This is a genomic window from Streptomyces sp. NPDC006208 (assembly GCF_040613775.1).
Taxonomy (GTDB): domain Bacteria; phylum Actinomycetota; class Actinomycetes; order Streptomycetales; family Streptomycetaceae; genus Streptomyces.
Window position 1 is genome coordinate 1 of sequence record NZ_JBEXSW010000067.1, and the last position, 22,279, is coordinate 22,279.

General features: G+C 70.1%; 19 protein-coding genes and 4 pseudogenes. 8 read left to right on the forward strand and 15 right to left on the reverse strand.

Translation table 11 applies throughout. From position 1 onward, the window contains the following. Positions 1-41: 41 nt before the first annotated feature. Positions 42-254, reverse strand: a complete 213-nt coding sequence (locus tag ABZ208_RS35555) for a hypothetical protein (RefSeq protein ID WP_356913582.1) — start codon at positions 252-254, stop codon at positions 42-44. 678 nt (positions 255-932) lie between these two features. Next, positions 933-3,386 (reverse strand): tetratricopeptide repeat protein, encoded by a 2,454-nt coding sequence (locus tag ABZ208_RS35560; RefSeq protein ID WP_356913583.1) that lies wholly within the window; start codon positions 3,384-3,386, stop codon positions 933-935. A 179-nt stretch (positions 3,387-3,565) separates the two neighbouring features. Here ABZ208_RS35560 and ABZ208_RS35565 point away from each other — a divergent pair, with 179 nt between their 5' ends. The 3 genes from ABZ208_RS35565 (at position 3,566) to ABZ208_RS35575 (ending at position 5,450) form a co-directional block, all read left to right on the forward strand. Further along, the gene (locus ABZ208_RS35565) at positions 3,566-4,021 is read left to right on the forward strand and encodes a carboxymuconolactone decarboxylase family protein (protein WP_356913584.1); all 456 of its coding nucleotides are present in this window, start codon (positions 3,566-3,568) and stop codon (positions 4,019-4,021) included. A 138-nt stretch (positions 4,022-4,159) separates the two neighbouring features. Beyond that, positions 4,160-4,636, forward strand: a complete 477-nt coding sequence (locus ABZ208_RS35570; RefSeq protein WP_356913585.1) for a DUF1801 domain-containing protein — start codon at positions 4,160-4,162, stop codon at positions 4,634-4,636. A gap of 250 nt (positions 4,637-4,886) precedes the next feature. Continuing rightward, complete coding sequence (locus ABZ208_RS35575) at positions 4,887-5,450, forward strand: hypothetical protein (RefSeq protein ID WP_356913586.1); 564 nt, start codon at positions 4,887-4,889, stop codon at positions 5,448-5,450. Positions 5,451-5,687: 237 nt separating this feature from the next. Here ABZ208_RS35575 and ABZ208_RS35580 read toward each other — a convergent pair whose 3' ends face one another. Next, on the reverse strand, positions 5,688-8,489 hold the full coding sequence (locus ABZ208_RS35580) for a M4 family metallopeptidase (RefSeq protein WP_356913587.1): 2,802 nt from the start codon (positions 8,487-8,489) through the stop codon (positions 5,688-5,690). A 203-nt stretch (positions 8,490-8,692) separates the two neighbouring features. Here ABZ208_RS35580 and ABZ208_RS35585 point away from each other — a divergent pair, with 203 nt between their 5' ends. Continuing rightward, a complete protein-coding gene (locus tag ABZ208_RS35585; RefSeq protein ID WP_356913588.1) occupies positions 8,693-9,730 on the forward strand; it encodes a helix-turn-helix domain-containing protein in 1,038 nt (345 codons plus the stop codon). Between the two features lie 142 nt (positions 9,731-9,872). Next, positions 9,873-10,406, forward strand: coding sequence for a GNAT family N-acetyltransferase (locus ABZ208_RS35590; RefSeq protein ID WP_356913589.1), 534 nt, complete (start codon positions 9,873-9,875; stop codon positions 10,404-10,406). Between the two features lie 86 nt (positions 10,407-10,492). Here the strand turns inward: ABZ208_RS35590 and ABZ208_RS35595 are convergent, their stop codons facing one another. The 3 genes and pseudogenes from ABZ208_RS35595 to ABZ208_RS35605 form a co-directional block, all read right to left on the reverse strand. After that, the gene (locus tag ABZ208_RS35595; protein WP_356913590.1) at positions 10,493-11,458 is read right to left on the reverse strand and encodes a YihY/virulence factor BrkB family protein; all 966 of its coding nucleotides are present in this window, start codon (positions 11,456-11,458) and stop codon (positions 10,493-10,495) included. A gap of 168 nt (positions 11,459-11,626) precedes the next feature. Beyond that, positions 11,627-12,558: pseudogene (locus ABZ208_RS35600) on the reverse strand (IS5 family transposase). Positions 12,559-12,624: 66 nt separating this feature from the next. After that, positions 12,625-13,057: pseudogene (locus tag ABZ208_RS35605) on the reverse strand (PE-PGRS family protein); the annotation flags it as partial. Here ABZ208_RS35605 and ABZ208_RS35610 point away from each other — a divergent pair. After that, positions 13,001-13,198: pseudogene (locus tag ABZ208_RS35610) on the forward strand (esterase); the annotation flags it as partial. The pseudogenes ABZ208_RS35605 and ABZ208_RS35610 overlap by 57 nt on opposite strands. Positions 13,199-13,699: 501 nt before the next feature. Here ABZ208_RS35610 and tnpA read toward each other — a convergent pair. Continuing rightward, entirely contained in the window at positions 13,700-14,128 is a 429-nt protein-coding gene (tnpA, locus tag ABZ208_RS35615; RefSeq protein ID WP_356913591.1) for an IS200/IS605 family transposase, read from the reverse strand. Between the two features lie 50 nt (positions 14,129-14,178). On the opposite strand from tnpA, the gene ABZ208_RS35620 reads away from it, so the two are divergent. Then, on the forward strand, positions 14,179-15,372 hold the full coding sequence (locus ABZ208_RS35620) for a transposase (RefSeq protein ID WP_356913592.1): 1,194 nt from the start codon (positions 14,179-14,181) through the stop codon (positions 15,370-15,372). Between the two features lie 58 nt (positions 15,373-15,430). Continuing rightward, positions 15,431-16,276 carry an endonuclease/exonuclease/phosphatase family protein gene (locus ABZ208_RS35625; RefSeq protein WP_356913593.1) on the forward strand — a complete coding sequence of 282 codons (846 nt, stop codon included), beginning with the start codon at positions 15,431-15,433 and terminating at the stop codon, positions 16,274-16,276. Here the strand turns inward: ABZ208_RS35625 and ABZ208_RS35630 are convergent. The 8 genes and pseudogenes from ABZ208_RS35630 to ABZ208_RS35665 form a co-directional block, all read right to left on the reverse strand. Then, positions 16,258-16,362: pseudogene (locus tag ABZ208_RS35630) on the reverse strand (sugar ABC transporter permease); the annotation flags it as partial. The gene ABZ208_RS35625 and the pseudogene ABZ208_RS35630 sit on opposite strands and share 19 nt — an antisense overlap. A 236-nt stretch (positions 16,363-16,598) precedes the next feature. Continuing rightward, the gene (locus ABZ208_RS35635; RefSeq protein WP_356913594.1) at positions 16,599-18,116 is read right to left on the reverse strand and encodes a class I adenylate-forming enzyme family protein; all 1,518 of its coding nucleotides are present in this window, start codon (positions 18,114-18,116) and stop codon (positions 16,599-16,601) included. Positions 18,117-18,190: 74 nt separating this feature from the next. After that, positions 18,191-18,511: a hypothetical protein gene (locus ABZ208_RS35640; protein ID WP_356913596.1), complete on the reverse strand. Its 321-nt coding sequence runs from the start codon at positions 18,509-18,511 to the stop codon at positions 18,191-18,193. Between the two features lie 48 nt (positions 18,512-18,559). Then, a complete protein-coding gene (locus ABZ208_RS35645; protein WP_356913597.1) occupies positions 18,560-19,546 on the reverse strand; it encodes a D-2-hydroxyacid dehydrogenase in 987 nt (328 codons plus the stop codon). Continuing rightward, complete coding sequence (locus tag ABZ208_RS35650) at positions 19,543-20,355, reverse strand: thiamine pyrophosphate-dependent enzyme (RefSeq protein ID WP_356913598.1); 813 nt, start codon at positions 20,353-20,355, stop codon at positions 19,543-19,545. The genes ABZ208_RS35645 and ABZ208_RS35650 overlap by 4 nt, the downstream gene beginning before the upstream one ends. Further along, complete coding sequence (locus tag ABZ208_RS35655) at positions 20,352-21,461, reverse strand: hypothetical protein (RefSeq protein WP_356913599.1); 1,110 nt, start codon at positions 21,459-21,461, stop codon at positions 20,352-20,354. Before ABZ208_RS35655 ends, ABZ208_RS35650 begins: the two co-directional genes overlap by 4 nt. Continuing rightward, on the reverse strand, positions 21,458-21,688 hold the full coding sequence (locus ABZ208_RS35660; RefSeq protein ID WP_356913600.1) for a 4Fe-4S dicluster domain-containing protein: 231 nt from the start codon (positions 21,686-21,688) through the stop codon (positions 21,458-21,460). Before ABZ208_RS35660 ends, ABZ208_RS35655 begins: the two co-directional genes overlap by 4 nt. Beyond that, the gene (locus ABZ208_RS35665; protein WP_356913601.1) at positions 21,685-22,260 is read right to left on the reverse strand and encodes a 2-oxoacid:acceptor oxidoreductase family protein; all 576 of its coding nucleotides are present in this window, start codon (positions 22,258-22,260) and stop codon (positions 21,685-21,687) included. Before ABZ208_RS35665 ends, ABZ208_RS35660 begins: the two co-directional genes overlap by 4 nt. Between the last annotated feature and the right edge of the window lie 19 nt (positions 22,261-22,279).

Here is a 22,279-nt window from a genome sequence, read left to right on the forward strand (position 1 = left end):
CAGCTGAACATCCCGCTCCACAGCACCCCCTCCCTAGGCGCTCAGGATAGATCCACTCCTGCTCCGCACATGATCGACCGGACAAGTCCTAGGTGGTCGAGGAGTTCGTCGCGCATTCCCTGCAGCTCCTCATCGGAGTAGCAGTCGTATTGCATCGTGTGCCAGCGGCTGCGGGCCCGCCGCCGGATGTTCTCCAGCGCCTGCTCGATCCGCGGCTCACTCACGTCATGCCGGGCTACGTCCTTGATCGTCATAAGTATCATCCTGGCAGCCGCCACTGACACCCCAGGTACCCAGCCGTGACCACGCCTGAGAAACCTGGTAGTTGCAGGGAGCAGCTCCGCGCGGCTGGCGAACCAGGCGAGGTTGAAACTCAAGCTGACAACCTGTTCCTGAACCCTCGCGTCGGCGCCGTCCGTACGCTCTGGGCGAATGAGGTCCGGGCCGTCCTGGTGGACACCAAGACGGCTTCGGCCAAAGCTCGAAGGGCGTCCGGGCCAAAGCACCGTGGAGGACCGTGCGCAGTCCGTGTGCTCGCCTTGGAGGCCGATCCGGCAGGCGCAGCAGGTCGTGGAGCCCCGTGCCGTGTTCGGCCCAGGTACGGAGTCGGTCGCGGGCGACCCAGTGGATCTGGTGGCACTCACCCCAGGCTCGGGCGTCGCGGGTGAGGGTCCCGTTGGTGATTGCCCAGCCATTGCGCTTCGTCGAGGAGTGTGACGCGTCGGGGTTCTTGTTCGAGTGCCTCCTTGATGCGACCGAACGAGGTCAAGCGCCGACCGCCGGTCCTCGGCCAAGCCGGGTGGCCGGCCGCCACGTTGTGGCCCGGCGGAAGACCTGGCGGATCTTTTGCCGGGGACGCTGCAGCCCCGCCTGGCTCCCGGCAGCCGCAAAGGCCGTCCTCACCCTGGAGCCTCACCGCTGGACATGCTCCGTCAGGCCCCGGGGTTGAGGTCCTGCAGGACGGCCTGCCCCGCCGCACGGTGCTCGGCGGCCGCAGTGGGATCCCTCTCGTCGAGCACGATCGCGATCCCCTCGTGGGCCAGCGCTTCCTCGTGCCGATATCCCAGTGCCGGGGCCAGCTCCAGCGCCTGCCGGTGCAGCCGTAGCGCCTCCTCGGGCAGGCCTGCAAGCCGGCAGGTCTCGCCGTAGCCGTTGAGGAAACGGATCTTCCAGTGTTCCTCGAACAGCTCGTCCAGCAGCGCGAACGCCTTGCGATGAGCGGCCAGTGCCTCCTCGTACCGGCCCATCTGCCGCAGCGCGACGCCCAGACAGTTGAGGCACCACGCCTCGTTGTGCAGGTGCCCGTCCTCGCGGGCCAGCGCCAGCGCCTGATGCAGGTGCTCCGCCGCCTCGTCGGGTTCCTCACGGGCGATGGCCACGCCGAGGGTGATCCGAGCCGTCAGCGTGGCCGGCCATGCGGGGTCGGCGTGGGGGAAGTCCAGCACCTCCCGGGCCCGCTGTGCCGCCTGATCGCGGTGTCCCAGCTGCAGCATTGCCCAGGCCTGCGCCGCGGCCGCATGGGCCACGCCCGTGGGGCAGCCGGCCTTCTCGTACAGCTTCCCCGCCCGGCTGAAGAGTTCGAGCGGCTCCTCGACATACCCCTCGTCCCACTTCAGATAGCCGCGGCGCATGGCCAGTTCGGCTTCCGGTCCCATGTCCTGCGCCTGGGACAAGCGCGGCCTTGCCGCCTCGTAGGCGGCGTCGGCCTCCTCCGTCCTGCCGGCGTTGTAGCGCGCGAAGCCCAGGTCGCTGTGCGCCTCGGCCAGTTGCAGCGGATCGCCCAGGCGCTCGGCGGCGGCCAGTGACCGCTCGAAGAGAGCGTTGAGATGCGTCGTGCCGCAGCGCCGCGCGAAGTACGCCCGCAAAAATCGCGGCAGCTCGCACACGTGCGCATCGGCCCCGACGGCGACCGCCGTCTCGAAGGCGGCCACCAGGTTCTCGTACTCCGCGACGAGCCAGGCAAAGGCCGCGTTCTTGTCCGCGAACTGCGGCAGCTCGGCCGGGGGCCGGCCCGCGGAGGCCGGGCGGGCGGGCGACAGGAACGGCATCGCGGCATCCGCGGCGGCCGCCGCGTGCACGTAGTAGTCGAGCATCCGGCCCAGCGCCCGTTCCCGCTCGGCCGGCGAGTCCTGCTCCACGCCGGCCCGCCGCGCGTGCTGGTGCACCAGGTCGTGCAACCGGTAGCGGCCGGCCACCGGCTGCTGGACCAGGTGCGCGTCGAGCAGGTCCTCCAGCATCGCCCGGGCGCTGCGCAGCGGCACGTCCGCCAGCGCCGCCGCCAGGTACTCGTCGAAGTACGCCCCGGGAAGCAGGCCCAGCATCCGGAACAGGCGGGCTTGGGCCCGGTCCAACTGCCGCACGGACATGGCGAACGCGGTGTCGAACTCGCTCGCGCCCTGCGCCATCCGCTCGACGAGGATGCCCACGGTCCAGCCCGGCCGGTGCCGCAGCCGGGCCGCGGCCAGCCGCAGCGCCAGCGGCAGGTGCCCGCACAGCCGCAGCACCTCGGCGGCGGACTCCGGCTCGCGGGCCAGCCGGCCGTCGGGCCCGCCGGCCTCGCCGCTGGCACGGGCCAGCAGCTCCGCGCTTTCCTGCGGGCTCAGCACGTCCAGCGACACCGGGGGCACCTCGTCCAGGCCAAGGAGCCGATTGCGGCTGGTGATCAGGGCGACGGAGGGGCCGGCGCCGGGCAGCAGCGGGCGGACCTGGTCGGCGTCGGCGGCGTTGTCGAGGACCAGGACGACCCGTCGGCGGGCCAGCTCCGACCGCCAGCAGGCGGCCAGCTGTTCGACGCCCTCCAGCGGGACCTTCTCGGAGGGGACGTCGAGCGCGGCGAGCAGCATCCGCAGCGCGGACTCGGGATCGAGCGGATCCCGGCCCTCGGTGAACCCGTGCAGGTCCACATAGAGCTGGGCGTCCGGGTAATCGGCGGCCAGCCGGTGCGCGGCGTGCATCGCCAGACAGGTCTTGCCGACACCGGCCATGCCGTCGACGGCGACCACCCGGTGGCTGTCCACCGCGGCAAGCACGGCGGCGAGCTGGGCCTGGCGCCCGGTGAAGTCGCTCACGTCGCGCGGCAGATCGTTGCGGGGCCTCGGCCGGCCCTGGCGGCTGGACTTCGGGGGCGCGGGAAGAGGGCTGGAGGAGCGTTCCCACAGGGGGCGCAGTGGACGGGGGTCGCGCTTGACGAGTCGGCACAGAGCGATCACCGCGGGCCAGGGCGGCACGGTCTGGCCGCTGAGGTAACGCGACAGCGATGAGGAACTGAGGCCGGTGTCCCGCGCGAGGGCCCGCACGCCGAGCCCGGACAGTTCCTGGAGCAGACGCAGCCGGGCCGCCAGCTCGCTCTGCGGGTCTGCCTTCGCCGTTTGTTGCCGCACATCCATCAGATGCCCCCCGTGTCCCGTCCCGTCAGAAACCTACCGGGCCAAGTCGCCGCTGCTCAAGGCTGATTCAGCTGTCCCACGGTGTCCCACCGCCGTGGCCGTGGTGAGCGGATCCGGCTGATATGGACCCACACCCCGAGGGAACCGGGGCACCGACCCGAAACAAGGAGCAGACCGAGATGCAGTCCCGTATGCACAACCCCGCCGTCGTCCTGCCGGACGCGATGCCGGCCATCCAGACGCTCTTCAAGGCCGTGCACTCCGGCGGGGTGGACGCCCAGACACTGGAGCTGGTGCACCTGCGCGTCAGCCAGATCAACGGCTGCAGCGCCTGCGTCGACGGCGGCGCGAAGTCGGCCCGCAAGGCCGGTGTGGGCGACGAGCGGCTGGCCGCGGTCGCCGCCTGGCGCGAGGCTCCGTACTTCACCGAGCCGGAGCGGGCGGCGCTTGCGCTGGCCGAGGCCGCAACAAGGCTGGCCGACCGTCCCGACGCGGTGAGCGACGAGGTGTGGGACGCGACCGCCACCCACTTCGACGAGAAGCAGCTGGCCGCCCTCGTCCTGATGATCGGCGTCACCAACCTGTTCAACCGGCTCAACGCCGCGACCCGCCAGATCGCCGGCGCCTGGGGATGACAGCAGCCGGCCCCCAGGAACGGAGCCTTCAGCGGCGAAACGCCCCGTGAACGTCAGTCCCGGGGGCCGCCGCGGCGGCGGCCCCCGAGCATGGCGATGCCTCGCCTCACACCCCGTACAACCGGAAGGAAACCCGCAATGAAGGACACGCAGAAGCCCGCCCGGAGCACCACCTCGACCGGCAAGACGTTCGAGGGATTCACCGACGAGGAACGAGGCGCGATGAAGGAGCGCGCCCAGGAGCTGAAGACGTCCGCGCGCCGCGGACCGCGCGCCGGCAAGGTGGACGAGGAAGCCGCCGTGCTCGCGAAGATCGCCGAGATGCAGGAACCGGACCGGGTCATGGCCGCACGGCTCCATGCCGTGATCAAGGAAAGCGCGCCGGGCCTCTCCCCCAAGCTCTGGTACGGGATGCCCGCATACGCCAGGGACGGCAAAGTCCTCTGCTTCTTCCAGAGCGCGCAGAAATTCAACGCCAGGTACGCGACGTTCGGCTTCAGCGACAGGGCAGACCTCGATGAAGGCGCCATGTGGCCGGCCTCGTACGCACTGAAAGAGCTGACCGCCGAAGTCGAGGCAAGGATAGGCGCGCTCGTGAAGAAGGCGGCGAACTGAGCCGAGCCGATGACCGGCGCCCGTCGTGGTTCGGCGGGCGGGTCCCCGCCCTCCGGGCACACGACGGAGGCGGCCGGCCCGGCATCTGAGTAGGAGCGCTCAGGCGAGAACCGGAACGGCCCGCAAAGCTGTACGCATGACGACACCGCCACTCACCAGGCACCCGCACAACCCGCCCGGCCCCGACGACGCGCGGCACCCGCATCCGGCACCACCACGCCCACGGCGGGCGCGCACCGTCGCCATGGTGGTGACCCTCACCCTGCTGCTGACCGGCTCAGCCGCCACCGCGTGGTGGCTGGGCCGTGACGACGACGGCTCCCCGCTGACCGGCCGGCCGCGGGTGAACGACACCCGGGCCGGGCTGACATACGCGATACCCGAGGGATGGGAACACGACGAAGCAAAGGACAAGGACCTGATCAGCGGCTTCACCTCACAGATCACCAGCAGGACCAAGCAGGACAGCGAGACGGGCAAAACAGTTCTCGCCGGCCGGGCCCGGCAGGTCATACCCCCCTCCGACCTACAACGGCAGGCAGAGGCCGCGGCCAGGTCGAACGCCGAATTCTTCTTCCCGGACCAAGCCGCCACGCTCGAGAAATCCCGGCCCGCAACCGTCAGCAGCCACCCGGCCCACACAGTGACACTCAACGTGAAAGAAGAAAAAGGTGGCACCGCGCGCCTGACGATGACCCTCATCACCGTGGACGACAACCGCACCTCCTTCCTCCTCGGAATCACCACAGACACACCAGGCACGAACGCCGGCCACGACATCGAAGCAGTCATGGAAAGCACCAAGACGACATGACTTCCCACCCGAGAGGGGTGGGAAGTGGAAGTGCCGGGGCGCAGCCGAGGGGCTGTGCCCCGGCGTGCGCGCGGCCCGGCCTGCACAACCACACGGCGCCGTTCGGCAACCAGCCCGGCAGGCCGCTGCCGTACCACGTCACCCTTCAGGACCCAGCAGACCAACAGGGAAGGCCCCCGGGAATCCGCTGCGGGCGGACTCCCGGGAGCCTTCGGTGGGGCGCCGTGCGGGTGAGGGTCAGCAGTTGCCCGCCGGACGCTCGCGGACCACCAGGTCGGTCCAGCCGGTGGTGCCGTCGATCCAGGCCACCTGGCGCCCGTCGCCGGCCGCCGGGTAGCTCTGGTCACCGCGGTTGCAGGAGACCCGGCCCTTGCGCGAGCCGTCCGTGCTGAACTGCCACAGCTTCGGCAGGGTCTCGTTGCGGTACTGGGTGTCAGGCGTCTGCGCCGTCACCGTCAGGGCGTCCTGCGAAACGGTCAGCTCCGATGCGATCAGCGCACCCGGCTTGTACTCGTTGCTGAGGCTCACGGTGCCGGTGCCGTCCAGGTCCGAGCGCAGAATCGTCATCTGACCCTGGTCGGAGCCGTTGATGTTGGCCAGCCAGAAGACGTTGCGGCCGTTGACGCCGGTCTGGCCCAGGCCCTGCGCCGCGTCCAACTGGTCGACGAGGGCCGCCTTGCCGGTGGCGAGGTCCATGATCTCCACGCCCAGGCGGTAGTCACCGTCCTGCGGGTACAGCTTCGCGTAGACGAGCTTGTCGCCCTTGACCGACGGGAGGGCTGTGCCGAGATTCCAGTCGCGGCCGTCCACGAACGTAGGCGCCTTGTCGGCGGGCCGCAGGTAGGCCACGTGGCGACCGCCGAGGAAGTCGTACTCCTCGAACACCGTCACGCCCTTGTCGACGCGCAGACCGGCCACGCCCGTCGCGGAGCTGTGCAGCTTCTTGATCGGACCGCCCGCGACGGGGCGGGACAGGATGTCGACCGACGTCGGCCCGTACGCGGCCCAGACGACGGTCTTGCCGTCGGTGGCGGGCGAGGTGTGGTAGCGGCCGTCGTTGGGGCTGATCACCTTCGGCGCGCCGCTGCCGTCCAGTCGGCCGGCGTACACGGAGTACGGCTCCGAGCCGTCGTCGTTGGACTTGGACGTCGTCCACCAGCCGCCGCCCGCGCCGACACCGGAGTCCGCCGTGTTGAGCCTGCCGAACAGGGTGTCGGAGTCGACACCGAGAGCGTCCTCCCAGCCGGGCACGACGCCATGGGCATTGAAGGACCGCTTGATGATGTTGCTCTGCCCGGCCTTCACTCCGAGGTCCTCGGCAGCGGCGAGGACGGCGTTGCGGGCCTCGGTGAATCCGTCCAGCGGGGTCATGTACTCGGTGAGCGCCTTGTAGACGATTCTGTCGGCCAGCTCGCCGCCGAGGTCCTCCCGCATGTCCCACAGGGCCCCGGAGAAGATGGTGGAGTTGAGGTGCACTCCGCCGTTGTCGGTGGCGAAAGAGACGCCGAGGAAGCTCTTGGAGGTGGTGGCCCCGTCGTTGAGGTCCCGCAGGGCGCAGTCGGCAGCCGTCTTGGTACGGCACAGATCCTCGCCGATGAGGCCCGCGCCCGGGTCGTCCATGGACGTCCCGTTGGCGATGACGTCGATGGCGTTGCCGAAGTAGTCGGCCAGGGCCTCGTTCAGGGCGCCGGGCTGACCCGCGTAGACGAGATTCGCCGAGTTCTCGACGACGCCGTGCGTCATCTCGTGGCCGACCACGTCGGTGTCGGCGGAGAGCGGCTTGTACTCCTTGTCGCCGCTTCCGTACACCATCTTCTGGCCGTCCCAGAAGGCGTTGACGTACGGGAAGCCGTAATACGTCACGCCCACAAGTGAGTTGACCGTCATGCCCTGGCCGTCGAGGCTGTCGCGGCCGTGGGACTTCTTGAAGTAGTCGTAGACCTGGCCCGCGTTCCAGTGGGCGTCGACGGCTCCGGAGTCGGTGGCGGCGGCGTCGAAGTCCGTGTTGGAGGACGAGAACTCCTTCACACCGCGCGGCCACACACCCGACGCCTCGGACACGTACCGGCCGCGTGCGTCCCAGGTCGACAGCGCGTTCTTGCTGGTGCCGCGCATGCGTGAGCGGTCGGTCATGAGATACCGGCCCGCGGCGGTGTCGTGCGACAGCTCCAGGTCGGCCTTCCTGCCGTTCAGCCGGATACCGGTCCCGGTGGCCAAGGGCAGATCGGCGGCAGTGACGGGCTCGTCCCCTGCCTCGGCCTGCCGGCCGGCCGCGGCGGCTTCTGTTCCAGGAGCCGTCAGCGTCTTCAGGGCGCTGTACTGGAGCACGGGGTAGCCGGCGCGGGCATCGATGTACACCTCGCGCACGATCGGCGCGCCACTGCCGGGAGTGGTGCCGCTCACGGTCACCCGGTAGGCGAGGACACCCTCGCCCTTGGGCAGCACCACCAGTCCGTCGGCCTCGCCGGACAGTGCGGCGACCGAGGGTGTCTGTTTGCCCTCCGCGCGGGCCACGTCGTCCTTGCCGAGTTCGGCGGCACCGAGTTGCCGGGCGGTGGCCGCGACCGCACGCCGTACAGCCAGGTCCTCATCGACGGACGGAGTGGCGGTCGTCGTCAGCCCTGTGAAGTAGTGGCCCGACGTACCGGTGACGACCCGGCGGCCGTCCTTCTTCTCCATCCGCACCATGTACTGGCCGCCGAGCACCTCGACGCCCCGGTGCTTCTGCTGCAGGCGGACGGTCTCGTCCACCCCGCTGCGCAGGGTGGCCACGGGGGTGAGGTCCGTGCCCGGCCGCGCGATCCTGTAGCGGCTTTCCTTCGCGGCCAGATGGTCGCGGGCGGCGTCGGCCGGACTGGCCTTCGCGTCGACGGGCTCGCGTATGCCCTCGACAAGTGCGGGAGTTGCCGTCTCCTTGCCGGGGACGATGTCCGCGGTGGGATTGCTGGACTCGACTGCCTGAGCCGGGCCGGCGGCCACCAGCAGAGCGGTGGCGAGCAGGGCCGCCAGTTGGCCGCCGTTGCTCAGGGAACCGGACATCCCCCCGGATGTGCGTCCGGCCGTTGCGAATGAACGTGATCTGTGCTTGCGCAAGGCGATTCCTCCACGGGCTGTGCCTGAACGCGTGCGTTCGGTCACGACCATGCAAACCCTGTGGCGCTTCACTGCCAACACCACCGACGAACTCACAAGTGGATACGCGCACTTGTGGGGAAACTGTGCGGAGGGCAAGAATTCCGCGCATGATCGATACCGAACTGCACGGCCTCGGGCTGGGAAAGACGGAGGAACAGGCCTATCGGGCCCTTCTGTTGGCGTCGGCAACCGACGCCGCGGACCTCGCCCGATTACTGGCCGTCCCCCGGGCCCGGCTCGACGAAGCACTCGCCTGTCTTGCCGACCACGGCTTCACCGCACCCGACCCCGCGGCCGCCCCGGACGCTCTGCCCCGCCCGACCGCCCCCGCCGCCGCCCTGCGGATCCTGATCCACCGCCGCCAAGCGGCACTTCACCACCAGTCGGCCGAACTCGAACGACTGCGCACCCACGCCGACCGCATCGCCGGCCGCCTCATGTCCGGCTTTCCCGAGGCCGCGCTCGGCGACTTCGAGGTCGTCACCGGCGCCGCCGACATCGCTGCCCGGGCCGACGGCCTGCTCGCCTCCGCCGAACGGGAGGTGCTCATCCTCGACAGCCCGCCGTACGTCAAGGGGGTCCCCGGTGAGCCGTCCTCCGGAACCAACCCGCCGGGACTGGGGATCGAGGATCTCCTCGAGCGGGGCGTCACCGTGCGCGCGGTCCTGGACCGCAGAGGTCTCGACTATCCGGGGAAAGTCCGCTGCCTGACCGAGCTCACGGAACGCGGACTCCAGGCCCGCGTGGGAACGGCCCTGCCCACCAAGCTCATCGCCGTCGACAGCCGTACGTGCCTCCTGCCACCGACCGAGGCCGTCGACCCGACCATGTCCGCACTCGTCCTCGGAAACTGCCTGCTGCGCAATGCCGTGCTGCCCCTGTTCGAAACGGTGTGGGACCGCGCGACACCGTTCGGCAGCCCCGGGAGCCCGCTCGCGAATCCTCAGCGGGAACTGCTGGGACTGCTCGCAGCGGGCCTCAAGGACGAGGCCATCGCCCGGCGGCTCGGCGTCCATGTGCACACCGCCCGCCGCCGGATCAGCCAGCTGCTCGCGGAACTGAACGCCGACACACGGTTCCAGGCCGGGGCCCAGGCCACGCTGCGCGGTTGGCTGCACGACAGTCCTGTGAGCGGCGTCGCCTGAGTCCCCTCATCGAGGTCCAGGCCGCGGGCCCGCCGACCGCCGCTGCGACCTCCTCCGGACGAGGACGCGCCGGGCGCCCCCAGGCCCAGCGCTCGTCCTGCCGACTGCCGCTATTGCCCTTTCCTCCGCGAGGACGGGTGCCATGACCGAGGTCCGCACCCCCCGCCTCATCCTCCGTCGCCGGCATGACGACGACCTTGCCCCCATGGCGGACATCACCGCGGATCCGCAGGTCACGCGCTGGGTCGCCGATGGCTCGGTCCAGGACCTGGACCAGACGGCCGAGGCCATGCAGCGGTGGGAGGAGGAGTGGGACGAGGGAGGGTTCGGCCTCTTCGCCGCCGAGCTGCCGGCCTCGGGCGAGGCGGCCGGTTTCGTGGGTCTGTCGGTGCCCGAGTTCCTGCCGGAGGTGCTGCCCGCCGTGGGGATCAGCTGCAGGCTGGGTCCTCAGTTCTGGGGCCAGGGAGACGCCTCCGAAGGCGCGCACGCCACATCGGAGTTCGCGCTCCAAGATCGAGGCCTCGACCGTGTCATCAGCATCAGCGCAGTGGACGACGATGCCCCGGAGAACGTGATGCGCAAGCTCGGCATGGTGCTGGCACGCGAGACGACGCATCCGGTCTACGGCATACCGCTGAACGTTCACGCCATCGACCTGACCGAGTTCCACGCGTAGCCGACCGGGCCGCGAATCGTCGGCGCAGGCATGCGGCACGACGGGCTCGTGTGGCCCCGGGGTCGCTCAGATGCCACGGGCTCCACTCAGGAGTCGGGCCCGGGGTCCGGGTGAACCGGGTCGACGATACCGGCTCTGGCCGCCTCGAGCTGGGCGGCGAAAGCGATGCCCAGGAACAGGGCAACGCCGGTCAGGTTCGCCCACAGCAGCAGCGCGACAAATGCCGTCAGGGGCCCGTACACCGTGCCGAACGAGCCGCTCTTGGCGACGTAGAAGGCGAGGAGCCAAGTGGCGCCGACCCACAGGATCAGGTGAACGGCGGATCCGAAGGCAAGCCAGGTGTAGCCGGGCTGGTCGCGTCGCGGGGACCAGCGGAAGATGGCGGCGGAGGCCAGGACGGCGAGCAGCACGCCGAGGGGTATTTGCAGCGGCCCCCACCAGCCGAGCCAGGACCGGGACCAGCCCAGGGCCTCCACCATCGACTCGCCGACCGCCTCGCCCGCGACGAGCACGAGAAAGCCCAGTACCAGCGGGAGGCCTCCCGCCATCGCCAGCAGCAGCCCGCGGCCGTATTTGCTGAGGAAAGGGCGGTCGCGCTCGATGCCGTAGATTCGGTTGCAGCCGCGCTCGATCTGCCCCATCGCGGAGGCAAGGTTGAGCACGGCGAAACCGAGCCCCAACCACATCGCGAGTGCACCCGCCGCGTCCGCTTCGGCACTGCGTCGTGTGTCTCCCAGGGCGTCTTGCACCAACTCCGTACTGGCTCCCGGCACGATCCTGCCGACCGTCAATTCGATCACACGGCTCAGACTCTCCGTGTGCACGGTCGTCGCCACCCCGACAAGAGCGATCGTGAACGGCACTATTCCCACAACGACCTGGAATGCCAAGGAGCGTGCGAAGCTGAATCCGTCCGCGTAGCGGAAACGGGAGAAGGCATCGAGAAAGAGCTTGCGCCCGCCGTAGCGGCGCAGCGCGGTGAACGCTTCGTCTCCCGAGAGTTCTTCCCCGAGCATGTCCCTCGTCTGCGGCACGTGCACCACGGTCCCCATGCGCCCCCTCCTCCACCTTCCTGACAACATTTCTGCGCCGGCTGAGCGCGCCTCCCCCCGGTCCGGGGCAGCCGCACCCCCCGAGCCCACCCTCGCTCCACTTGGAGGCCGATGACGGTACTCAGGACAGCCGCCTCCGCGTCCAGCTTGCGGTCGTTCCGGCGGCGACTAGGGCGTTTCTGATGGCTCTTGGACGGTGTCACGGAGCCAGATGACCATCGCGGCGACGGTCAGGGTGCCGTTGAAGATGTAGTCGCGCTTGTCGTACCTACTGGCCACCGCGCGGAACTGCTTCCACTTGCTGACGCACCGTTCGACCGCGCTTCGGCGGCGGTACTGGGCCTTCTCGAAGGCCGGGGGGCGGCCTCCGGCCCGGCCCTGCCGCTTGCGGGCGGCCCGCTGGTCGTCGGGCTGGGCGATGGTCGCCTTGATGCCCCGTCGCCGCAGGTAAGCGCGGTTGTCGCGGCTGGAGTACGCCTTGTCACCACGCACGCGGTCCGGTCGGCTGCGCGGGCGGCCCCGGCCGCGCCGCCGGATGCGTAACCCGGCCAGCACGGGGACGAACATCGGACTGTCCCCACGCTGGCCTGGCGATGTCTGCCAGGTCAGCGGGCGGGCCCTGTCATCGGACAGCAGATGGACCTTGCTGGTCAGCCCGCCCCGCGAGCGCCCCAACGCCTCGCGCCCATCAGCTTCCTCACGCGCCCCGCCCCCTTTTGCGGGTAGTCGGCTGCAGGCCGGTGCGGAGCCCCGGCCGCGTGCTGATGCGCCCGGCAGGAGGTCGAGTCGATGTTCACCGCCCACTCCTTCCGGGCGAGCGCACCGTCCGGGTCGCCGGCGTCCGCCTCGATCTGCAGTTCTTCCAGGATGGCCTTCCAGGTGCCGTCTGCCGACCAGCGGCGATGCCGCTCGTAGACGGTCTGCCAGGGGCCGTATCGTTCGGGCAGGTCCGGCCAGGGCACTCCCGTCCGGGCCCGGAACAGCACCCCGTTGATGACCCTGCGGTGATCGGCCCACTGCCCACCGGGCCTGCCATTGCCGGGCAGTAACGGCTCGATCTTCTGCCACTGCGCGTCCGTCAGCTCATGTCGCCGCACCATACGACACCGGTGCCCGGCCCGAGCAGTGATCCACCCACCCCAGCAAGAGCCATCAGAAACGCCCTAGGAGTACCAGGAGGACTGGGCCCGTTCCTGCCAAAAGTCTGCTGCTTCCGGTCCGCCTCCGGCAGAATCGTGTCGGCGAGGCGTTCGGTGACCGGCCAACCGGCCAGGCATAGGCTGCCGCGGTTCTCGTAGACCATAGGGCCAGCGTCCCTGCGTCCGGGACGCCGCGTCGTAGGCGCAGTTTGCTCTTCGGTCGGACGAACCCGAGGACCAGCCGCGTGGCCTCGAAATCCGTGCTGCCCCTCACATGGCGCGACGCCTCGGCCAATGTCAGTTCCGCCGCGTCGTCCGCGCGGAACGCCGCAATGTCCACCCACGGTGCCACGAGGGAAGAGGGGTTGACCCATTCCTGCAGACCGGCGTCGTCGCCTTCGCCGGTTACATGTTGCCCACCGAGACCGACCCCATGACCGGGCCGAACGCATTCGGCCACACCGGTCGAGGCGGCTCACTCGGCTTCGCCGACCCGGAGCACGGGATCGCGTTTGGCTATGCGATGAACGACATCATCGGCGGTCCCAACGATGTGCGTGCCACGTCGCTGGTCGAAGCAGTGCGAAGGTCACTGGCCTAACCGCTGACCAGTTGAAGGCCAGCTATAAACGCGCATGACGCTCCACGAGGTCTCGACAGTCGGCCACACGCGTCGGCCAAGCGGCCCTCCCGTCGTGCTTGGCGATCTCGCCACGATCGAAGCCACCGACGGAGGGCCGGAGGAATCACGCAATGCATGCATGACCTTGATGGCCGCCTCTACGATTGAGGTACGGCGGTCAGCGGCCTTCAGTGTTGAGCTTGGCGATCTTCTCCGGCAGCTCTGCCAGCGAGTCGATCCACCATGGCACCGGCAATCCCTGACCGTTACCTTCGCTGTGAAGGTACGGGCGGCGACAGCGAGGGCCTCGGGCCTTCTCTGCCGTCCGCCGCGTGGCCCGCGCGTCTGCGGCACACACCACGGGACAGTCTGCATCTGGTAGCGGTTGGCCCGGTATCCGGCCGCAGCAGGCGGGAGGGAATGCCGTCCTTGGCGCGGAGGCGTGTGGCGCCGGAGTTCTCTGCGTCTCCGCTGTGAGGGTCAGGTGGGCCGCTTCTGCTTCTCTATGTAGTCCTTGACCATCTGGAGCGGTGCGCCGTCGCAAGACCCGGCGAAGTAGGAGCCGGACCAGAACCGGCCGTGGATGGTGGCCCGGTTGATGCGGCCGGTGAACTCGGCTCGTAGGTAGCGGGAGCTGACGCCCTCGAGGCTGTTGATCAGTTTGGACAGGGCGATCTTGGGCGGGTAGTGCACCAGGAGGTGCACGTGGTCGGTCTCGCCGTTGAACTCGATCAGTTCGGCCTCGAAGTCTTCGCAGACGTTCTTCATGATCTCTTCGCAGCGCGTCAGCATCTCGTCGTCGAACACGTCGTGCCGGTACTTGGTGACGGACATCAAGTGTGCGTGGAGGTGGTGTACGACATGACGACCCCGCCTTACATCGGAGTTCGGTTCCCAGCGTGGTGACATGAACCAAGCGCAGTATGATCCACCTGCTCGACCGAAGGGGGGTGGGTCGGATGATCCGTGCGTACAAGTTCCTCATGCGGCCCACCGTGGGTCAGGCGATCGCGCTCGATGAGATGCTGCGGGATCACTGTTCCCTCTACAACGGGGCGTTGCAGGAACGCCGGGACGCTTACCGGCATGTGTCGAGGACGAGCGTCCGGTACGGGCAGCAGTCAGTGCAGCTGAAGGAGATCCGGGCTTTCGACCCGGATCGTCAGGGTCGCTGGTCGTTCTCGTCCCAGCAGGCGACGTTACGCCGCTTGGACAAGGCGTTCGCCGCGTTCTTCCGCCGGATCAAGGCTGGAGACAAACCCGGATACCCGCGCTTTCGCGGAGTGGGCCGGTTCGACACGGTGGACTTCCCCAAGGACGGCGACGGATGCCGCTGGGACTCCACCCCGCACGAGAGGGTCACCCGCGTCCGCTTCCAGGGCGTCGGCCACGTCCGGGTGCACCAGCACCGCGCCGTGGTCGGCAAGGTCAAGACGGTCAGCGTCAAGCGTGAAGGCAAGCGCTGGTACATGGTGCTGACCGCCGAGCAGGCCGAGCCCGAGCCGCTGCCGGCGGCCGGGTCCGTGGTCGGCATCGACATGGGCACGGCCTCGTTCCTCACCACCTCCGACGGTGAGCACATTGCCAACCCCCGCCACGGCCGCAAGGCCGCCAAGAGACTCCAAGCCGCACAGCAGGCGCTGTCCCGGTGCAAGCGCGGCTCCAAGCGCCGCCGCAAGGCCGTCGAACGCGTCGCCACCCTGCACCGGAAGGTACGGCGACAGCGCCTGGACCACGCGCACAAGACCGCCCTCGTACGCGAACACGACTTCATCCCGTACGAAGACCTCAAGATTCGCAACATGAGCGCCGCTCCCGCACCGAAGCCCGACCCCGACCGGCCGGGCGCATACCTGCCCAACGGGGCCGCCGCCAAGGCCGGGCTGAACCGTTCGATCGCCGATGCCGGATGGGGGGTGTTCCTGACGATCCTCAACGCCAAGGCTGAAAGCGCCGGACGGGAAGTCATCGCCGTGGACCCCCGCAACACCTCCCGGACCTGCCCCGAATGCGGGCACACCGCCAAGGAGAACCGGCCCACACAGGAAACCTTCCACTGCGTTGCCTGCGGCCACCAGGCGCACGCCGACACAGTGGCAGCACTGAACGTTCTACGGGCCGGGCTGGCCCGTCGCAAAGCCCAACCGGCATAGCGAGAAGCCACCCCCTTCAGGGGGTAGAGGAGTCACGTGTATCGACTTCGAGGAGGAGATGGTGCTCGGAAGGGGCAAGCGGTTGCTTGCGGGCGCCATGATCGTGGCCTGCATGGTGCTGGTCGGCTCCAGTGCACGGAGCGGTGCCCTCTTCGCCAGGTCACTGCCCGTCGAGGCCGTCAGGGATGTCGTACCGAACCGGGTCATGACGTGGAACATCTGCAACCCCTGCGAGGAAGGCAACGTTGACCGGGCAGCGGAGATCGCCACGTATGCGCCCCAGGTCATCGGCCTGCAAGAAGCGTGCGTCCGTGACGTCGAGATGATCCGGGACTATCTGGAGCGCCTTTACGGGCTGGTCTACCACGTCGAGTACGGGATGGTCCTACGCGATTGGGGCCGTTGCGGTGGGGAGCCGTGGAGGCCGGGAGCCTTCGGCCAGGCGGTCCTTTCGGCGGCACCGATGACAGACCGCGTCAACGTGGAATACCCCGACGGAGGGTCCGAAGACCGTGGGTATGTGGCAGTCACCACCATGGTGGGCGGCCGGCTCGTCCGGGTCTTCAACACACATCTCGCCCAACGACGTCAGGAAGCAGTCCGAGCAGACCAGATCGGCGTACTCGCCGCAGATGTCGCCCGGCACGAGCGCGCGATCGTTCTCGGCGACTTCAACGCGGTGCCGGATGCTTTCGAACTCACCGGGATATGGGCACTGGCCGCGGATACAGACCCACAGTGTCGTCCCTTGCCCGCCGGCACCTGCAAGCCGACCACCGACTGGCAGAGCAAGTTCGACTACATCTTCCTGCGAGGAATCGTCCCGCTCGAGCACCGCGTGCATCCCACCCCGTACTCGGACCACCACCTGCTGCACACCGACCTCGAGCCGCGCAGCCGGTAGTTGAGCAGATGGGCGATGCCCAGCACGACAAGCAGCTGCGGCACGGTGGACATCAGCCCGATGGTGACCGTGTTCCGCAGCGCGTTCCCGGGGCGTCTGGGGCGGGCGTTCCTGCTGTGGTCTCGTGGCCGGCTGCCGTTCCGGCTCGGCGTCTTCTTCGACCAGGGCGTCGTGGCCTGCTTCGCTGCAGCGGACCCGCCACGTCTGGAGCTCGGGCGGCTTCGAGGCCGAGGACATCAGCCACGGCCGGCGCAGCGGCACCCTGCGCCGCCCGTACTCTCGCCCGGCCTCGGTCTGCCTTCCGACAGCAAGACCTGACGGCTCACCAGGAGCTGACGCCGCAGCACGGCGGGGCGGCCGCGATCCGCTGCGCGATCAGTCGGCGCCTGATCTGGCCGGTGGCCGGTGTGCGGGGCAGTTCGTCGACGACGCGGAGCAGGCGCGGGTGCTTGTGGGCGGCCAGCCTGCCGTCGAGGTGGCGCCGCAGGTCCTGCAGGTTAGGGGGACGTCCGGGGTCGCGAGGCACGACGACTGCGCAAACCACCTCGCCCCATGCGGGATCCGGCAGGCCGACGACGGCGGCGTCGGCCACGGCCGGATGGTCCGCGAGCCGGGCTTCCACTTCCTCTGGGAGGACGGTCTCGCCACCGGTGCGGATCAGCTCGCCGAGCCGTCCGGTGAGGGTGATGCGCCCTGCGGCGTCGATCTCGGCTAGGTCCCCGGTGCGGTACCAGCCGTCGTCGAAGGCCGCGGCGGTGGCGGCCGGGTCGTCGAAGTAGCCGTCGAAGAGCAGCGGGCCGCGCACCTGCAGCTCTCCGTCAGGGCTCCTGCGTACCTCGGTCGAGGTGCCGGGCACGCCGATGGAGTGCGGGTGGTCGCGGAGGCCGTCGCCGTCGAGTGCCGCGACGTTGCCCGTTTCGGTCGAGCCGTAGAAGACCCGCAGGTGCGCGTGGGGTGCGGCGGTCCTGATGGCGTCCAGGAACCCGGCGGTGACGGCGGACGTGCCCGTGTCGGCGAAACGCAGCGTGGCCAGCGCCGCGTGGTCGCCGTCCAGCACCCGCTGCCAGACAGCGGGCACGCAGTAGAGCCGGGTCGCCCGGTGGGTTCGGACGGCCGCCCGGATCGCCTGCCCGTCTGCGTGGTCCAGGTACACCACCGTGTCGCGTGCCTGCCACTGCTGCAGGGAGATCGTCCAGGCCGCCATGTGGAACAGAGGGAACGAGCAGACCGCGGCGCCGCGCGGTTCGAGCTGTGATCCCGGGTGGGAGCGCAGGAAGCTGACGCGGTGGGACAGCACGATGCCCTTCGGCCGGCCGGTCGTGCCTGAGGAGAAGAACAAGCAGTGCGGGTCGGTCTCCAGGAGACCGGTCGAGGTGTACGGCTCCGTGTCCCGCGCTGCGGCCGCCCTGGGTGCCTCTGTGTCTGCTGCGACCACGGCCGTCAGGTCCCGTACCGGGGCGCCGATCGCGGCGCCGAGCCGCGCGGTCTCGGCCGGTGTCCGGTCTGCCGCGACGACGAGCGCCGGGCGGACCGCGGCGGCGAGTTCGGCCGCCTCGTCGATGCCGAGCGTTCCTGGGACGGGCGCGTAGAGCGCGCCGAGTCTGGCGAGCGCGGCGAAGAGGGGGACTGCGTCCAGTGTCGTGCCCGCCCAGCAGACGACGCGCTCGCCGGGGCCGACACCGAGTCGCCGCAGGGTGCGGGCGACCGTGTCGGCGCCGGCGTCAATCTCGGCGAAGGTGAGTGACCGGTCGCCGAGAACGGCCGCCGTGCGGTGCGGCACGGCCCGCGCGGCGTTGGTGAAGACATCGCCGATCAGCAGCTGGTGCGCGGGTACGGGCATGAGTACGGGCCTCCTGCGTGCGGCGGTTCGGCGCGTGCCGGCCGTGCGGGCCGGCCGGCACGCCGGGCCGCGCCTCAGTCCTTCAGCTCGACGATGATCTCGTGGTAGTCGCGCTCGCCGGTGTTCACCGCCGTCTCCACGCCACCGCGGGTGACGTAGATCGCGGCGCCGGGCGTCACCTCGGCCTCCAGGAAGTCCCGGTAGGGGCCCTCGGTGTCGGGCTCGGGCCGTACGGCGATCCGGTCGCCGGAGATCTGCACCAGGATGTTGTCCAGCTCGTGCCGGTGGACGTCGCTGTGCTCGCCCGGCGCGAGCCGCAGCTCCCAGATCCGCACCCGGTCGTTGTCGAACAGGATCTTGCTGCCGATGCGCCCGAGCACGCGTTCTTTGTCCACAGTCCGCTCCCGTCGTGTCCGTCGCTGGTACCGGGTTGCCGGTACCGGTCAGTACCCGATCGTCGTGTCGACCTCGTTGATCAGCCTCTCGCCCGCGAGGTAGCGGGCGAGGTTCTCGCGCAGGAGCCGGAAGACCCCGGCGAAGTGCGCGCCCGCGGCGGAGGCTGAGTGCGCCGAGATCGCCAGATTCGGCGCGTGCCACAGAGGGCTCGCGGCGGGCAGTGGTTCGAGGCGCGCGACGTCGATCGCGGCGCCGCCGAGCCGCCCCGACCGCAGGGCCTCCACCATGGCCTCCTCCACGACGCACGAGCCGCGGCCCACGTTGCAGAAGAACGCTCCCGCGGGCATCGCGGCGAACGCGGCCTTGTCCATCATGTCCACGGTCTGCGGCGTCTCCGGCAGGGCCGCGACCACCGCGTCGCACTCGGCCAGCATCGAGCGCAGCCCGTCGGGGCCGTACAGCGTGTCGGCGTGCGGCGCGGGGCGTTCGGCGCTGCGTCGCACCGCCGACACCCGCATGCCGAAGGCCCGGGCCCGTACCGCGACCTCGGTGCCGATCGAACCGAGGCCGAGCACGCCGAGGGTGCGGCCTGCCAACGGTTCGCCGTAGTAAGGGGTCCAGCGGTGCTCGCGTTGCGCCCGGTCCAGTTCGGCGAACCGCTTGAAGTGCCCGAGCACCCTCGCGAAGGCGAACTCCGCGACCGGCACCGCGTTCACCCCGGACGCGGTGGACAGCCGGATACCGCGCGCGTCGAGGTCCGCGGGCAGCAGGTGCCCGACACCCGCACCGACGGCCTGGACCCAGCGCAGCCGGGGCGCGGCGCGCGCGACGTCCGGCGGCAGGCGCAGAGCGACGAGGATGTCGAGCCGGGCCAGCGCCGCGGGGGTGGTGGCGCCGGGCGGGCATCGGACGACCTTGACGCGCGAGTCGACCGCCCGTAGTGCAGCGATGTCCTGGTCGATCATGTCGGCGGCCCGCTGGTCCCAGGACGGCGGGTAGGCAAGGCCGACGACGACCGCGGAACGCTCCGTCACTGCGCCACGTCCTTCCCGCCTTCCAGGTCTTTCAGCACGCCCATGGAGTGCACCGCCGCATGGTGTTCGGCCAGGTAGCCGGGGGCCTGCGTCGTCTCCACGAACCAGCCGGTCGGGCACATCGTCAGGATCTCGACGAAGGTGAAGCCCAACTCCTGTGCCCGCAGTGCCCGCAGGACCATCCTCTTCGTGCGGTGCACATTGACCGCGGTGTCGACGGCGCCGCGTGCGACGTACACGGCCCCCTCCAGCTGGGCGAGCAGGTTCGCGAGCCGGATCGGATGCCCGTGGCGGGTGCTGTCGCGGCCTTCGAGGGTGTTCTTCGTGCGCTGGCCGAGCACGGTCGTGGCTGTCATGTGGCCGCCGGTCTCGCCGAACACGCCGTTGTTGAGCATGAAGCAGGTGATCCGCTCGCCGCGGGCTGCCGCGTGCAGAGCCTCCTGCAGGCCCTCGTCGGCCATGTCGCCGTCGCCCTGTACGGTCAGTACGGCCAGGTCGGGCCGGCTGCGCTTCACTCCGGTGGCCACCGAAGGGGCCCGCCCGTGCAGTGCCTGGACGACTTCGATGTCGAGGTTGTTGGAGAAGGCCGTGGAGCAGCCGATCCCGAACACCGCGACGCAGGAGGCAGTGCGGCCGAGTTCCGCGACGGCTTCCACAATGGCGCGCATCGCGACCGGCTCGCCGCAGCCCGGGCAGAGTTGATGGGCCCCGATGTCGACCAGGGCGGGCGTGAAGTCGTGGACGAGTTTCGCGCCGCAGGCGGGGGGCTCGTCCGTGGGGACGATGGGCAGGGCTTTGCGTCTGGTCATGGCGCCACCTCCGTGATCCGCTCCCGCAGCACCTGCACGTCCAGGTCCGGTGCGACACCGAAGCCGGAGGGATCCATCGAGAGTCCGCCGATGAACTCGACCGGCAGCGCACCGTTCACCGCGAGCCGCACGTCCTGCACCGCCTGCCCGGTGTTGTTCTCGTACACCGCGACGGCACGCGCGCCTCGGACGCGTCGTGCGATCTCGGCGTACGGGAAGGGGACCAGCGTCACGGGCCGCACGAATCCGATGCGCGCGCCTGTGGAACGCAGCTCGCGGACGGCGGCGCGCAGGTACTTGGCCGGGGTGCCGTAGCCGACGACCACGAGCTCGGCATCGTCGAGGAACATGGACTCCACCCGGGGTGGGATCGCGTGCAGCATCGCTTCGGTCCGCTCGGCGCAGGCGCGGTAGTGGACCGCGAGGTCGTAGCCGGCCTGGCCGCCCAGGCCGTCGCGCTGCTTGACGGTGCCGAGCGGGGAGACCAGCTTCGCGCGGCCGGTGCCCCCGCTGCTGCCGTCCAGCGCCCACCCGGGGCGCGCAAGGGTTTCTTGCGGGGCTCCTTCCGGCCCCTGCGGCCCTTGCGGGATCGCCACCGACCGGTGCGTGTGCGCGAGGTAGTAGTCACCCAGGACCATGACCGGGGTGCGCCATGCCTCGGCCCACTGGAAGGCGAGCGAGATGTGCGCGACCGCCTCCGGGACGTCCGACGGCGCGAGCACGGGCAGCCGGTAGTCGCCGTGGCCCCCGCCGCGGGTGGTCTGGAAGTAGTCGCCCTGGCCGCGGGCCATGTTCAGCACGACCAGGGGCAGCCGCGCGAGCGTCATCTCGGCCAGCGACTCCTGCATGAGCGCGAGTCCCTGGCCGGTCGAGCCGGTGGCGGCGCGCGTGCCGGTCGCCGCGGCTCCCCAGCACATGCCGATCGCCTCAAGCTCGCTCTCCGCGTTCATGCAGACGCCGCCGGCTTCGGGCAGCCGCGCTGCCATCGACTCCAGGACCTCGGTGAACGGCGTCATCGGGTAGCCGGCGAAGAACCGGCAGCCCGCGGCGACCATCGCGGCCGCGACGGCTTCGGAGCCGGCCAGCAGCCGGGCGGGCCCGCTCACCGGCCGGCCGCCTGCTGGTCGTAGCGGTACACCTGGAAGACGAAGTCGGGGCAGATCGCCGTGCACGCCGTGCAGGCGATGCAACCGGGCAGCAGCTGCGGATACCGGTGCCCCCGGCCGTTCACCTGATCGTCGGTCATCACCAGGACCGACGGCGGGCAGGCGTCGATGCACAGCTCGCATCCCTTGCATGCCTCGACGTCGATGACGAGCGTGCCGCGGCTCATGCGACCGCCTCCGGCCAGGCCGGCACGTACGCCGCGGCCGCGCGGCCGAACCCGGTTCGCAGAGCCTGCTCGTTCACGGCCAGCAGGCGGCTGCGGTAGGGCGGCAGAACTTCCGGCAGCGCGGCCATCAGGTCGTCGATCCCGACGATGCCGGTGCCGCGGACGTACGCGCCGAGGGCGACCAGCGTCGCTGCGGCCACCGCCCCCAGCTCGTCCGCGACGCGCGTGGCCGGGACTTCCAGCACCCGGATCCCGCCCGGCCACGGGCGGGGAGCACAGAGCGTGCTGTTGACCACTGCCAGACCGCCGGTCCTGACGCGCTCGGTGACCTTGTCGGCGTATGCCTCGTGCATGACCAGGCACGACCACGCACGGGAGACGGTCGGCGGGCTCTCGATCGCACAATCGCCCGCGACCAGTGTGGCCTCGGTGTTGCCGCCGCGCATCATCCCGCCGTAGCTGCCGAACATCGAGACAGCACGTCCGGCGCTCGTCAGCGCCTGGGCGAGCAGCCTGGCGCCGAGCTGGATGCCCTGCCCTCCGATGCCTGTCATCAGCAGTTCACGCTCCACCGGCCCTCCCTCCGTCCGA

Coding starts and splice junctions, on each gene's coding strand:
- ABZ208_RS35555 (WP_356913582.1), bottom strand. CDS start 254: ATGACGATCAAGGACGTAGCCCGGCATGACGTGAGTGAGCCGCGGATC.
- ABZ208_RS35560 (WP_356913583.1), bottom strand. CDS start 3,386: ATGGATGTGCGGCAACAAACGGCGAAGGCAGACCCGCAGAGCGAGCTG.
- ABZ208_RS35565 (WP_356913584.1), top strand. CDS start 3,566: ATGCAGTCCCGTATGCACAACCCCGCCGTCGTCCTGCCGGACGCGATG.
- ABZ208_RS35570 (WP_356913585.1), top strand. CDS start 4,160: ATGAAGGACACGCAGAAGCCCGCCCGGAGCACCACCTCGACCGGCAAG.
- ABZ208_RS35580 (WP_356913587.1), bottom strand. CDS start 8,489: ATGTCCGGTTCCCTGAGCAACGGCGGCCAACTGGCGGCCCTGCTCGCC.
- ABZ208_RS35585 (WP_356913588.1), top strand. CDS start 8,693: ATGATCGATACCGAACTGCACGGCCTCGGGCTGGGAAAGACGGAGGAA.
- ABZ208_RS35590 (WP_356913589.1), top strand. CDS start 9,873: ATGACCGAGGTCCGCACCCCCCGCCTCATCCTCCGTCGCCGGCATGAC.
- ABZ208_RS35595 (WP_356913590.1), bottom strand. CDS start 11,458: ATGGGGACCGTGGTGCACGTGCCGCAGACGAGGGACATGCTCGGGGAA.
- tnpA (WP_356913591.1), bottom strand. CDS start 14,128: ATGTCACCACGCTGGGAACCGAACTCCGATGTAAGGCGGGGTCGTCAT.
- ABZ208_RS35620 (WP_356913592.1), top strand. CDS start 14,179: ATGATCCGTGCGTACAAGTTCCTCATGCGGCCCACCGTGGGTCAGGCG.
- ABZ208_RS35625 (WP_356913593.1), top strand. CDS start 15,431: ATGGTGCTCGGAAGGGGCAAGCGGTTGCTTGCGGGCGCCATGATCGTG.
- ABZ208_RS35635 (WP_356913594.1), bottom strand. CDS start 18,116: ATGCCCGTACCCGCGCACCAGCTGCTGATCGGCGATGTCTTCACCAAC.
- ABZ208_RS35650 (WP_356913598.1), bottom strand. CDS start 20,355: ATGACCAGACGCAAAGCCCTGCCCATCGTCCCCACGGACGAGCCCCCC.
- ABZ208_RS35660 (WP_356913600.1), bottom strand. CDS start 21,688: ATGAGCCGCGGCACGCTCGTCATCGACGTCGAGGCATGCAAGGGATGC.